The sequence below is a fragment of the Burkholderia sp. WAC0059 genome, from assembly GCF_002870125.1.
Taxonomy (GTDB): Bacteria; Pseudomonadota; Gammaproteobacteria; order Burkholderiales; family Burkholderiaceae; genus Paraburkholderia.
The window spans coordinates 13588-26713 of the sequence record NZ_PNEO01000027.1 but is presented as its reverse complement, the minus strand read 5'-3'; the positions used below and the strand labels follow the sequence as shown (position 1 = coordinate 26713).

Annotated in this window: 7 protein-coding genes and 2 pseudogenes; 3 read left to right on the top strand and 6 right to left on the bottom strand. The window is 68.5% G+C overall.

Going from position 1 to position 13126, the window contains the following annotated elements:
* Positions 1-49: 49 nt before the first annotated feature.
* Complete coding sequence (locus CY652_RS21705) at positions 50-1501, top strand: RNA polymerase factor sigma-54 (protein ID WP_102132782.1); 1452 nt, start codon at positions 50-52, stop codon at positions 1499-1501.
* A gap of 132 nt (positions 1502-1633) precedes the next feature.
* On the opposite strand, the gene CY652_RS21700 is transcribed toward CY652_RS21705, so the two are convergent.
* From CY652_RS21700 to CY652_RS21685, 4 genes and pseudogenes are all read right to left on the bottom strand, one after another.
* Positions 1634-2965: an MFS transporter gene (locus CY652_RS21700; RefSeq protein ID WP_102132781.1), complete on the bottom strand. Its 1332-nt coding sequence runs from the start codon at positions 2963-2965 to the stop codon at positions 1634-1636.
* A 55-nt stretch (positions 2966-3020) separates the two neighbouring features.
* Positions 3021-4373, bottom strand: a pseudogene (locus CY652_RS21695) (methyl-accepting chemotaxis protein); the annotation flags it as partial.
* Positions 4374-4812: 439 nt separating this feature from the next.
* A pseudogene (locus CY652_RS25160) lies at positions 4813-5397 on the bottom strand (sensor histidine kinase); the annotation flags it as partial.
* 1511 nt (positions 5398-6908) lie between these two features.
* Positions 6909-7571: a response regulator transcription factor gene (locus tag CY652_RS21685; protein ID WP_102132780.1), complete on the bottom strand. Its 663-nt coding sequence runs from the start codon at positions 7569-7571 to the stop codon at positions 6909-6911.
* 575 nt (positions 7572-8146) lie between these two features.
* Between CY652_RS21685 and CY652_RS21680 the strand changes: the two genes are divergently transcribed.
* A complete protein-coding gene (locus tag CY652_RS21680; protein ID WP_102132779.1) occupies positions 8147-8737 on the top strand; it encodes a BPSL1445 family SYLF domain-containing lipoprotein in 591 nt (196 codons plus the stop codon).
* Between the two features lie 31 nt (positions 8738-8768).
* On the opposite strand, the gene CY652_RS21675 is transcribed toward CY652_RS21680, so the two are convergent.
* Both CY652_RS21675 and CY652_RS21670 read right to left on the bottom strand, forming a co-directional pair.
* Positions 8769-10319 (bottom strand): DHA2 family efflux MFS transporter permease subunit, encoded by a 1551-nt coding sequence (locus CY652_RS21675; RefSeq protein WP_102132778.1) that lies wholly within the window; start codon positions 10317-10319, stop codon positions 8769-8771.
* Positions 10320-10611: 292 nt separating this feature from the next.
* Complete coding sequence (locus CY652_RS21670) at positions 10612-11454, bottom strand: PAS domain-containing transcriptional regulator (RefSeq protein ID WP_102132777.1); 843 nt, start codon at positions 11452-11454, stop codon at positions 10612-10614.
* A gap of 420 nt (positions 11455-11874) precedes the next feature.
* Here CY652_RS21670 and CY652_RS21665 point away from each other — a divergent pair, with 420 nt between their 5' ends.
* The gene (locus tag CY652_RS21665) at positions 11875-13035 is read left to right on the top strand and encodes a retropepsin-like aspartic protease (protein ID WP_180970722.1); all 1161 of its coding nucleotides are present in this window, start codon (positions 11875-11877) and stop codon (positions 13033-13035) included.
* Positions 13036-13126 lie beyond the last annotated feature (91 nt).

Here is a 13126-nt window from a genome sequence, read left to right as displayed (position 1 = left end):
GACCATTGCTCGACCTGGCGTCCATTCCCTCCACACGGACAGGATCGCCATGCCCACCATCGCGTTACACGCGCGCCAGCATCTTGCCCTGACGCCGCGCCTGCAACAGGCCGTGCGGCTGCTGCAGCTCTCGTCGCTGGATTTTCAGCAGGAGCTTCGCGAGGCGCTCGATACGAATCCGTTTCTCGAGTACGTGCCGCCGCCGGCCGAGTCCGGGGACGGCGAGCCGGCTTCCGTCGCAGGGCAGGCTGCGGCGTCGGAACCCGGGGCGACGGGCACGGAAGCCGAGGGCGAGAGCGGGCCGGCCGACTATCCGGCCGATTCGTCCGACGCGGTTCTGCCCGGCATGGCGCGCGAGACGCGCTATCGCGACAGCAGCGATTCGTTCGGCCCCGAGCCGGCCGACTGGCTCTGCGCGCCGCCTTCGCTGCGCGAGCATCTGCATGACGCGCTGCGGTTTCTGCCGCTCGACGCGTTCGATCGCGAGGCCGCGCACATCGTCGTCGACGCGCTCGACGACGACGGCTACCTGCGCCAGGATCTCGCCGATCTGGCCCGTCTCGAAGGCGCGGACGGCCTGCTCGACGAGGCGCGTCTGCGCGTGGCGCTGCGCGTCGTACAGACGCTCGACCGCCCCGGGCTCGCGGCGCGCTCGCTCTCCGAGTGTCTCGCGCTGCAGCTCGACGCGCTGCCCGGCGACACGCCGCAGCGCGACCTCGCGCGCGAAATCGTGCTTCATCATCTGGAGCCGCTCGCGCGGCGCGAGCACGGCGAGCTGCAACGCCGGCTCGGCTGCGACGCCCAGACGCTCAAGGCGGCCTGCGCACTCGTGCGCGGGCTCGACCCGCGGCCCGGCAACCACTACGGCCGCGCCGACGACGGCTACATCGTGCCCGACGTGATCGTGCGCCAGGTCCGCAACCGCTGGGTCGTCACGGTCAACCCGGCCGTGGAGCCGCGCGCGCGGATTCACCGGCTCTACGTGGACCTGCTCGCGCGCTCGGACCACGCCCGCCGCTCGCCGCTCGCGCAGCAGCTCCAGGAGGCGCGCTGGCTGATTCGCAACGCGCACAAGCGCTGCGAGACGATCCAGCGGGTCGGCGAGTGCATTGTCGCGCGCCAGAAGGCATTCTTTCAGTACGGCGAAATCGCGTTGCGGCCGCTTTTGCTGCGCGACATCGCCGACGAACTCGGCATGCACGAGTCCACCGTCTCGCGCGCGACCGGCAACAAGTACATGGCGACGCCGCGCGGCATCTTCGAGTTCCGGCGGTTTTTCCCGCGCGAACTGGAGACGCGCACGGGCGGCACCTGCTCGGCCGCGGCCGTGCGCGCGCTGATCCGCGAGTTCGTCGATGCCGAGGACCCGCGCGAGCCGCTCTCGGACGTCGCGCTCGCCGCGACGCTCGGCCAGCAGGGCGTGAAGGTAGCGCGGCGCACCGTCACCAAGTACCGGCAGATGATGAAGGTTCCGGCTGCGGAACTGCGGCGTCAGCGCTGACGGGTGCCTTCGGCAGGCTCCGGAGCGGGGTCCTGGAGCGAGATTCCGGAACGGGACGCTGAAGTGAAACTCGGCAGCGAGACCGGGTACGGTTTCGCTGCCGCCCCCGACTCCCGCTGCGCTTCCGATTTCCTACTTCGGGCCTTCGACGGCCAGTTCGCCCGCCGCCGCCGACGTTCCCGCCGGCGACGGTTCGCGGTTCGTCCTGACGAAGAGGATCGTCGCCAGCAGCCCGGCGATGCACATGCCGGCGAGCGCGTAGAGCCCGTCGGCGTAGCTGTCCGAGGCGCGCTTGAACAGGCCCACGAGGAACGGCCCCACGAAGCCGCCGAGATTGCCGATGGCGTTGATGAACGCAATGCCGCCCGCGATGGCGGGTCCGCGCAGATAGGACGCCGGCAGGCTCCAGAACGGCCCCTTGCAGCCGAAGATGCCGACGGCCGCGAGGCTCAGCGCGGCGATCGACCAGGCCGACGTCCCGATCATGCCCGCGCCGATCAGTCCCGCCGCGGCGATCGCCATCGTGGCGGCGAGGAACCCGCGCCGCTCGCCGAAGCGGTCGGAGAGCTGGCCGATCGCCAGCATGCCGGCGCAGCCCGCGAGATAGGGGATCGCGGTGAGCAGGCCGACCTCGATGTTGTCGTAGCCCTGTTGCTTGATGATCTGCGGCAGGAAGAACGAGAGCCCGAGGTTGGAGCCCGTCGCGCACAGATAGATGAACGCGAGCACGAGCACGATCGGGCTCACGAGGGCCTGGCCGATGCCCGACACGGTGCCGGTCGTGGCGGCCTGCGCCGCGTCGTCGGCGAGCGCCTGCGCGAGCCAGGCCCGTTCGCCTTGCGTCAGCCAGCGGGCTTCTTCGGGACGATCGGTCAGCAGCGTCAGCGCGAGCCCGGCGCCCGCGATGGCGGGCAATCCCTCGATGACGAACAGCCACTGCCAGCCCTTGAGTCCCAGCAGGCCGTTCATCTGCAGGATCAGCGTCGAGATCGGCGCGCCGAGCGCGATCGAGACCGGGATGGACAGCATGAAGGCGGCGACGATCCGCGCGCGGTAGCGCGCCGGAAACCAGTACGTGAGGTAGAGGATGACGCCGGGGAAGAAGCCGGCCTCGGCCACGCCGAGCAGGAAGCGCAGCGCGACGAAGCTGGCCGGCCCCCTGACGAGCGCCATCGCGCAGGCGAAGAGGCCCCAGCTCAGCAGGATGCGGGCGATCCAGCGGCGCGCGCCGACCTTCGCCATCATGACGTTGCTGGGAATTTCGAAGATGAAGTAGCCGAAGAAGAAAATCCCGGCGCCCCAGCCGAACAGGTAGGGCGTGAGGCCGATGTCGTGGTTCATCGTCAGCGCGGCGAAGCCCACGTTGATGCGGTCGACGAACGAAATCACGTAAAGCGCCATCAAAAGCGGCACCACGCGCCAGAAAATCTTGCGCACGACCCTTTTTTCGCTGATCTGCTGCATTTGTCTCCTCCGATGTCTTTTTGAGCGCCGGTACGGTGCCGGTCCGGGATCGCCGCTACGTCGTGGCGGTTACCCGGAACGCGGACACCGCCGCGCGAAGCTGCTGCGCCTGGCCCGACATGGCCTGCGCCGCGGCCGTGGCCTCCTCGACGAGCGAGGCGTTCTGTTGCGTGACCTGGTCCATCTGCGTGACGGCCCGGTTGACCTGGTCGATACCCGTGCTCTGTTCGGAGGACGCCGCCGCGATCTCGTTGATGATAGCGGCCATGCGGCTCACCGACTGCACGACTTCGCCTATGGTACCGCCGGCTTCCTCGACGAGCTTCGAGCCGGTATCGACGCGGTCGACCGACTCGCCGATCAGCTCCTTGATCTCCCGCGCGGCCGAGGCGCTGCGCTGCGCGAGGCTGCGCACCTCGCTGGCCACCACGGCGAAGCCGCGGCCCTGCTCGCCGGCGCGGGCCGCCTCGACGGCCGCGTTCAGCGCGAGGATGTTGGTCTGGAACGCGATGCCCTCGATCACGCTGATGATCTCGGCGACCTTGGCCGAGCTGCCGGTGATGAGGCGCATCGTCTCGACGACGCGACCGACCACCTCGCCGCCGCGCCGCGCGGTGCGCGTCACTTCGTCGGCGACCGAGGTCGCCTGATGAGCGTTTTCCGCGTTCTGGCGCACGGCGCTCGTCAACTGCTCCATGCTCGAGGCGGTTTCCTCGAGCGAGGCGGCCTGCTCCTCGGTGCGCTGGGACAGGTCGGTCGTACCCGCCGCGATCTGGCCGCTCGCCGTGGCGATGGAGTCGGCCGACACCATGATCCCGCCGATGATCTGCGTGAGCTGCGTCTGCATCTGCTTCATCGAGTAGAGCATGCTGGTGCTGTCGGTGCGCGCGGTGGTGACGGTCGCCGTGAGGTCGCCGTTCGCGATCTGCATGGCGACGCGCGAGGCTTCGGCCGGATCGCCGCCGAGGCTGTGCCGCACGCTCCGGCTGATGGTCAGCATCGCCGTCGAGACGATCGCGCCGATGGCGAGCGCGATCAGCACGTAGCGCACGAGCATGCGTTCGAACGCGCTTTGCAGGTCGGTCAGATAGACGCCCGAGATGATGTACCAGTCCCACGGCTGGAAGTGCCTGACGTAGGAGGCCTTGGTTTCGTACCTGTAGCCGGAGCCGTTCGGCACGCGCCCGACGTATTCGGTATAGCCTTCGCCCGTCGCCTGCGCGGCCTGCACCATGCTGACGAAAAGATGCTTGCCGTTCGGGTCCGTCGACGCGCTCACGTTCTTGTTGACGAGGTCGGGGAGCGTCGGGTGCATGAGCACGACCGGCGTCGAGTCTTCGACGAAGACGTAGCCGCCGTTCTCGTAGCGCATCGCCTTCAGGCGGGCGAGCGCCTGCTGTTTGGCGTCGTCGACCGAAATTTCGTGCCGGTCCGCGCGCGCGCAACATCTGCGTCGCCGCGCGGATGCCCTCGAGGCTGTAGACGCTGACCTCGACGCCGCCGCCTTCGCGCAGCACCGGCACGAGCGGTCCGTCCTGGCGGACCCAGACGACGTTGGCCGACGATCCCCAGACGAGCAGGACTTCCTGCGGCGTGAATTCGTCGGTTGCGATCAGATAGTCGAACGACTCGCGCGGCGCTTCGTGGCGGTCGGCCAGCAGCGTGACGCCGGTCTGCGGATCGAACAGGTTCGTCAGCCACGCCTGATATTCGGCGGCGCGGCAGAGAATGGCCGGGTGCGCCGCGTCGAGCGTCCACGCTTCGCCGGCCGTGCCCGGGTCGGCCCGCTCGAGCGGCAGCGTCACGGCGATGCGCGTGCCGACGCCTTCGGTGCTTTCGAGTGCGATGCGGCCGTGCATGAGTTCGGCGAGCCGCGCGCAGATCGACAGCCCGAGCCCGGTGCCGCCCGGATGCGTGAGCCGCTGCTTCTCGGCCTGCGTGAACGGCTGGAACAGGCGGCTTTGCAGGTCGGGGGAAATGCCGATGCCCGAGTCGGTCACGCTCAGTTCGAGCGCCTCGTCGACCCAGCGCGCGCGCAGCGCGATCTTGCCCGAGGGCGTGAACTTGAACGCGTTGCTGAGCAGGTTGTTGACGATCTGCGTGAGGCGGACCGGATCGAAGCGCAGCCGCGCGGGAATGGCGCGATCCATCACGATGTAGAACTTCAGCCGCTGGCGGATGGCGAGCGGCGCGTGGGCGAGCGCCGCGCGTCCGATGAGATCGGCGACGGGCGCCCACTCCTCGACGAGGCGCATCTCGCCCACGTCCATCTTCGAGAAGTCGAGCACGTCGTTGACGATCTGCAGCAGCCCGTTCGCCGATATCTGCATGGCCTGCACGCGCGCCTGCTGTTCGGGCGCGAGCGGGCCGAGCGCCACGAGCTCGATGTTGCCGACGAGCGAGGCCAGCGGCGTGCGGATTTCGTGGCTCATCGCGGCGAAGAAGCTGACCTTCGCGCGCACCGCCGCGTCGCTCGTCCGCTTGGCCTCGAGCAGCAGGCGCCGGGCCTCGTAGTGCGCGGACATGTCCGAGATCGCGCAGAGCAGGACGTCTTCCCGGTTGAGCACGGCCGGCGCGGCGGTGATCTCGAGGTGCGCGCGCGCGTCGCCGCGCTCGGGCGAGAACGGGAACCGGCGGATCTGCGCCGTGCCGTCGTCGACGAGCGTGAGCGGCCGATGCGGCTCGAAGGCCGCGCAGAGTTCGTCGGGCAGGCGCGTGGCGTGCTCGTCGAGGCCGAGCACGTCGCGCGCGATCTGGTTGGCGGCGACGATCTCGAAGCTGTGCCGGCGCACGATGCACAGCCCGACGGGCGTCGCGTGCACGAGCAGATGGTTGAGCAGCTCGCCTTCGAGCGCGCGCGACGCCTCGCGGTAGCTGCGCGTCAGGAACCGGTGGTTCCAGTAGCGCGCGATGCAGAGCAGCAGGACGACCAGCGCGCAGGTCGTGAAGAACACGATCAGCAGTTGCGTGCGCAGCAGATAGATGTGCTGCGACCAGGGCCGTCCGACGAGATAGTGGCCGAAGCCGAACGCGAGCGGCACGCCGCGCAGCGCCCAGCCATAGCCGGGCAGCCGGTGGAAGCGCGCGGCCGGCTGGCCGGCGAGGCGCCGCTCGAGCATCGGCACGACGGCGTCGGGCAGCGGGCCCGCGAATTTTTCGCCGTCGGCGCCGATCAGCGTCGGTTCGGTGTCGGACGGATTCGCCGCCGATTCGGGCGCGAGTTCGTCGGGCTCGACGCTCGTGAAGATGAGCGCGTAGGGCCGGCCGTTCCGCTGCACGGCCATCGCGCCGAGGATGGTCGTGGGGGCGAAACCGAGTCCGGCCGGTGGCCGGAACCAGACGACGTCGCGCGTGCGGGCGGGGCCGGCGCGCGCGGCGCTGCGCGCGGCAAGACGCGCGAGCGCGGTTTCGGCGAGCGCGCGGGCGGCGTTGCCGCCGGGCGGACGCGCGCCGCGCGCGTGGGCAGCGACGTCGATCTGGTGGCTATACGCGGCCTCGCCGTCGACGAGGACGAACATGAGCGGCACCGTCGCGGCCTGCGCCGAGAGCTCGCGTACCGTGCTGTCGCAGACGGCGCGCAGCGCAGCCTGTCCCGCCAGTCCCGCGAACGCGGGCTGGCAGGCCGTGCCGTCGTCGGTGGACGGCGCGGCGAGCAGGCCTTCTTCGCTGAGCGAGAGCATCAGGCGGGCGCCCGTCAGCACGCCGTAGCGACGGATCAGCGTCTCGTTGGCCTGTTCGGCCGTCGCGCGCGCGAGCGAGGTCTGCAGCAGCAGCGAATCGTTCGCCGCGCCCGCCACGGCGGCGACGGCCACGCACAGCGTCGCGAAGATCAGCAGGGCCACCACCATCGCGGAGATGCGTCGCTCGCGCTTCAGGTTGGCCTCGAGCGCGCCGAGCGCGTGCAGCGGCGATAGCCCCGGCGAGTCGGCGCGCTCCCGCTCCATCACGAGAATCCGTGCTCGGTCGCGTAGCGGATCAGGTCGGCATTGGACTCGAGATGCAGCTTGCGCATGGCGGCGCGCTTCTGCGTCGCCACGGTCGTGACCGAGCGGTTCAGATGCTTCGCGATTTCCGTGACCGTCAGCCCGATCGTGAAGAGGCGAACCACTTCGAGCTCCCTGGGCGAGAGCGGGTGCGTACGGCGAAAGTCGTCGGCGGTGGCGCCGCTTTGCGCGAGCCGTTCGTCGATGCGCGGCGAGAGTACCGTCTGTTTCTCCGTCAGCGCGCGCTGGCAAACCTGCGCGAGCACGCCGATCTGCTCGTCCTTGCCGACGAGCCCGGCGACGCCCAGTTGGCAGAGCTGGTGAAGGATGCCGCCGTTGGTCAGCATCGTGAACACGACGATGGGCGTCCGCGGATAAAGGCGCCGCAGGCGGCCGACGAGGCGCAGGCCGTCTTCGTGGTCGTTCTCGTGCTGCATCGTGAAGTCGGTCACGATCAGGTCGCACGGTGTCCTGTCCAACGCCTCGATCAGTTCCGCGCCCGATTCGGCTCTCGCGGCGACCGTGAAACCCGGCATCGCGCCGAGCGTGTCGGCGATGGCGATCAGGGCGACAGGGTGGTCGTCTGCCACTACGATCTTCACGTCTTGCGTAGCGTTCGTCATGTTCGTGGAAGATTCGCTGGATGGGTCGATGCCGGGCCGCCGCATGGATGGCATACGCCCCGGTGGGCGCGACCCGTGGGAGAAGCCGGGGACACTCAGGCGGCACCCGGCCGGCACCCGTCAAGTGCTGCGGGCGCAGCTTATTTCAGGATAGCAGGAATGTCCTTTTTGCCCGGGCGGGCCTTGCTGACAGGCCTGGCAATATAGGCCCTGCAATGGGGCTGAAAGCAGGCTGCAGCGTATTTTTACGATAGCTTCTCAAAACCTTTCGATTATGCCGGCCTCGCTTCGAGCGGAGATATAGAGATATTTCGAAAACGGGCCGTCAATACGGCAGCGCCAGGCAACTGATTCCATTGGATTGTTGCGCCCCGGCACGCTCGCAAAAGAGGCCGGGGCGGCGCGTGCCGCTCGAACGTTTTCGAACTCGGCGGCCTGCCGATGGTCGTATCTCCGAAGGAGCGGCGGCACGACCGGTCCGTCCGTCCGGGCATCTATCTGTCCGGTGTCGCCGCGCCATGACCGATTCGCACCGATTCGGGTCCCCGTCATCACTTATAGAAGGATATCCAGCCATGCACCGACGTCAGTTCCTCACCCGCGCCAGCGCCGCGATCGCGACCGGCAGCTTCGCCCTCGCAGGCTGCACGACCACCTGGTTCGGCACAAGGGATAACGCCGCGCAGAACGCCGCCAGGCGCAACTCGATCGACGCCGGCGTCGACTCGACGCTCGCGCATCTCTACGGCACCGTCCACGGTTCGCAGGAGCTGCTCGCCAAGTCGCGCGGCGTGCTCGTGTTTCCGTCGGTGTTCGAGGCCGGTTTCTGGTTCGGCGGACAGTACGGCAGCGGCGCGTTGCGCATCGGCGGCCAGACGACGGGGTATTACAGCATCACGGGCGGCTCGTTCGGACTCCAGATCGGTGCCCAGTCGAAGGCGATCGTCTTCGCGTTCATGACGCAGGACGCGCTCGACCACTTCGTGAACAGCCAGGGCTGGGCTGCCGGCGCGGACGCGACGGTCGCGCTCGCCACCGTGGGGGCGAACGGCAATCTCGACACCTCGACGGCGACCCAGCCCGTAGAGGCCTTCGTGCTGACCAACGCCGGCCTGATGGCGGGCATATCGCTGCAGGGCACGAAAATTTCGCGTCTCGTCATCTGACGGAGCGCACCTGAGGGGGCGCGCCGCCACGTTACTCGTCGGGCAACGCCGGCTTTGCGGCCGCGGCCGGCGCTGTCTTCAGGAACAGCACGAACGGGATCACCGCGAGCGTGAGCACGAAGAGCAGCTTGAAGTCGTCGACGTAGGCGATCATCGAGGCCTGCCGCGTCACCTCCTCGTTCAGCGCCGCGAGGCCCGACGGAACGTGGAAGTTCCACGGCGCGGGCAGCACGTCGGGCTGCGCGAGCGGGTTGTAGGCGTTGATGTGCTCGGTCAGCGACGAGTGCGCGATCTGCGTGTTGCGCGTGAGCTCGGTCTGCACGAACGAAATGCCGATGCTGCTGCCCATGTTGCGGCACAGGCTGTAGATCGAGGTGCCGTCGCCGCGCAGGCGCGGCGCGAGCGTCGAGAACGTCGCCGTCGTGAGCGGCACGGAAATCAGGCCGAGCCCGAAGCCCTGCAGCAAGCCCGTGGTGATGACGTAGCGCTCCGACATGTCGAGGTTGTAGTTCGACATTTGCCAGAGCGAGAGCGCGGCCACGCCGAAGCCGACGGCGACGAGCTGGCGCGGCTGGACGGGGCCGACGATGCGCCCGGCCAGCATCATCGCGATCATCGTGCCGGCGCCGGCCGGCGCGGTCGCGAGCCCGGTGCCGACCACCGAATACTGCATGAGGTCCTGCAACAGCGGCGGCAGGAGCGCGCGCGTCGCGTAGAGCACGGCGCCCATCACGAAATAGAAGCAGCAGCCCGCGATGAAGTTGCGGTCCCGCGCGAGTTCGCGGTTGAAGAACGACGTGGTCTGGACCGTCAGCGTGTGCACGAGGAAGAACGCGAACGCGATCAGCGCCGTCATCGACTCGATCCGTATCTCGACGGAATCGAACCAGTCCTGGATTTCGCCGCGGTCGAGAAAGAGCTGGAGCGCGCCGAGCGCGACGGAGAGCGTCGCGAAGCCGAACAGGTCGAGCTTGCGCGCCGAGACGCGGGTTTCGGTCATGAAAAAGAGGATGCCGATGAAGACCACGGCGCCGAGCGGCACGTTCACGTAGAAGACCCAGCGCCAGTTGTAGCTGTCGGTGAGCCAGCCGCCGAGCGTGGGACCGAGGATCGGCCCGATCGTCACGCCCATGCCCCAGACGGCCATCGCGCGCGCGTGCTTCTCGGGCGGATTGATGTCGAGCATGACGGCCTGCGAGAGCGGCACGAGCGAGGCGCCGAACAGGCCCTGGAGCAGGCGCGCGGCGACGATCTCGGCGAGCGAGGTCGAGGCGCCGCAGACGATCGAGGTCGCCGTGAAGCCGGCGACCGACAGCAGGAACAGGCGCTTGCGTCCGAAGCGGGCGGCGAACCAGCCGGTCAGCGGCGTGCCGATCGCGGCGGCGACGATGTAGGACGTCAGCACCCAGGTAATCTGGTCCTGCGTCGCCGAAAGGCTCCCCTCCATGTGCGGCAGCGCGACGTTGGCGATCGTGCTGTCGAGTACCTGCATGACCGTGGCCAGCATGACCGAGGCGGTCACGAAGTGCCGCACGCGCGGACTCAGTGCGGCGGCGGGCTCGGGAGCGGTGGACCTGACCATGCGGTTGGGCGGTTCCGGGGCGTCCGGCGAGGCGGGTCAGCGGCGCTCGCCCGGGGCCGCGGCGAGCGGCGCGAAGGTGGGCTCGTCGGTCCGTTGTACGCGGGGCGCTTTGGCGGGAGAGGCGGACATGGCGGGTCTCTGGTTCTGGTTATAGGCGGGAGCAATTCAGCGAATGCTCCATTATTCCAGAATCCGCGCGAAAACCGTGCGATTCGGGTCGAATCGGTCCGCCCGCGTACACGGTTGCGCCGGTTCGTCGTCGTTTTGCGTTGCCCGGGCGCGGCGTTGCAGGTCAGATCACGCCGAGCAGCTCCTTGAGCTGCGCGGCCTTCGCCCGGCTCACCGGAACGGCCGTGCGCTCCGCGTCGGCCATGACGAGGTTCATGCTCTCGTCGGCCTTCACGAGTTCGACCGCGTAGGGCAGGCTCACGATGTGGCTGCGATGCACGCGCAGATAGACGTTGCCGTCGAGCCGCAGTTCGAGGTCGGCGAGCGAGAGGTTCGACAGATAGCGCTCGTCCTTCGTGACGATGGTCGTGTAATGGCCGTCGCCCTGAAAGCGCACGATGTCCTTCAGGTCGATCAGGATGACGCGGTTTTTCCGGTAGACGGGAATCTTGAAGAGCCGGCGCGGGGCGGCCGCGCGTCCGGCCGGCGGCGACTCCAGCGGCTCGGTGGTGAGGTCGGTCACGTCGTAGAAGATCATGCAGGTGCCGCAGGCGCCCGCGCGGTCGGCCATGGCCGAGACCTTGATCATCAGGATGCGGTCGGGAATGTTGATCATCATGGCGACGGGCGGCGGCGACTTCACGGGGCAGCCGCCCACGTCGCGCGATTGCAGCAGGAAGCGCAGCTTGTCGCGGCTCTTTTCGGGGTGCAGTTGCACGACGTCGATGCCGAAGAGCCGCTCCTGGCTCACGCCGAGCGAATGCTCGCCGGCCGGTCCGAGAATTTGCAGGGCGACGTCGTTGAACGCGGTGACGTGGCCCTGGGCGTCGAGCCACACGACGCCCGGATTGAATTGTTCGAGCCGGTGCTGGAACGTTTCGCCGCGGGTTTCTCCCCGATAGGGTTCTGCGGCGGCCGTCGTTGTGGGAGCGGCCGCGGGAGAAAGGGGGGACTCGGACGGTCTCATGCCGGTTTCCTCCAATGCGGGCCGTCAGACGGAGGCGACGCTGGATTGAGTGATGGACAGGCGTGGACAGGCGTCGATCGTCCGGATCAAGGTAGCACGCGCGAGGTCGGCCCGGACACGGGATATACCCGATAAAAACGCGGGAAAAAGGCCGAATCGTTATATATGGTGGGATACGATGCGGCCGGGTTCGCATCGTTTGAACGCGTTGAATTTCGCCCGACGCATCGTATCGATTTCAGCATCGCGAAACCGTCCGACGTTTCATGGATTGCGCATTTTCTCGTCCGGGAAGTCGTTTTCCGGGCCGGCCTGCCGTTAACCCGGAAACCAGGCGCGAGTGTCGGGACCGCCGCCGGAGCCGGCAGTCTGCTCGCGCCCGGCGTACCTATCGTGATCCACTTCGTTTATCGGAAAGACATGGTTGTCTGGATTCTTCGCCGTCCTTTTGCCGGACTCGTCGCAGCGGCGGCGCTGGCGATGCCCGGCGCCGCCGTGCGGGCGCAGATGGGCGTGGCCGACCCCAATCCCGAATGCCAACTGACGGTGGAGGCGCGCCTGCCGATGACCGAGAACTCGGGGCACTACATGGTGTCGGCGAGCATCGGCGGACACAGCGATCTGATGATCGTCGACACCGGCGCCAACGTGACGGCGCTGACGCCGGAGGCGGCCGACGCGATGGGGCTCGAGGTGGACGGCTCGCAGACCGAGCTCATCGCGGGCGTGGGGTCGAGCGAGTACGCGCAGTATCCGCGCATCGTGCCGTCGTTTTCGCTGGGGCCGCTGCAGTGGACCAACATGAAGGTGCTCACGGCCCACATGCTGACGCCGAAGATGCTGGAGATGCATCCCGCGCCGATCGGCATGATCGGCACCGACGTGCTCTCGCGCTACGACGTGGAGTTCGATTTTCCGGCAAAGCTGATGACGCTGTATTCGGCGCAGAACTGCCTCGGCCGGTTCGCGCCGTGGCGGGGCCGCTACTACGCCTACTCGCCCGAATACACGAAGCTGCACGACCTGATCCTGCCGCTCATGCTGAACGGCCATCCCGTGCGGGCGCTGCTGGACACGGGCGCCTCGCGGACGATGGTGCCGCGCGAGACGGCGCTCGAAAGCGGCGTGAGCGAGGCCGATCTCGACCGCGCGCGGGCGTCGTCGGGCACGGGGTTCAAGGGGGCGGTGTTCACGACGCACACTTACGCGTTCGATAGCCTGCAGGTCGGCCCCGTCACCTATCGTCACGTGCCGCTGACGGTCAGCGACGCGCCGCTGATGTCGACGGGGATGCTGCTGGGCATGGACTTCATGCGGTCGCGGCGCGTCTGGGTTTCGTACTCGACCGGCTGGGTGTTCATGCAGCCGGCCATGAGTACGGTCGCGGCGCCGCCGTCCGGCCGGATCGAGGCGGGCAACGGCAACGGCGGGCGTCCGGGCGGACTGGCCGACGTCCGGCCTGCCGCCACCGCGGACGGCGTCCCGGATGCGGCGGGCGATGCCTCCGGGGACGATGCTTCCCCGGGCACGTCCGGCGGCATCGACGCCGGGCAGCCGGCGCCCGGGCAAACCTCGCCCTGAAGGCGCGGCCGACGCCGGAGTCGGCGATCGGTCCTATCATGTAGCGGCGATGCCCGGCCGCGCCTCGATAGCGTTCGAACGCGGGGGCCGC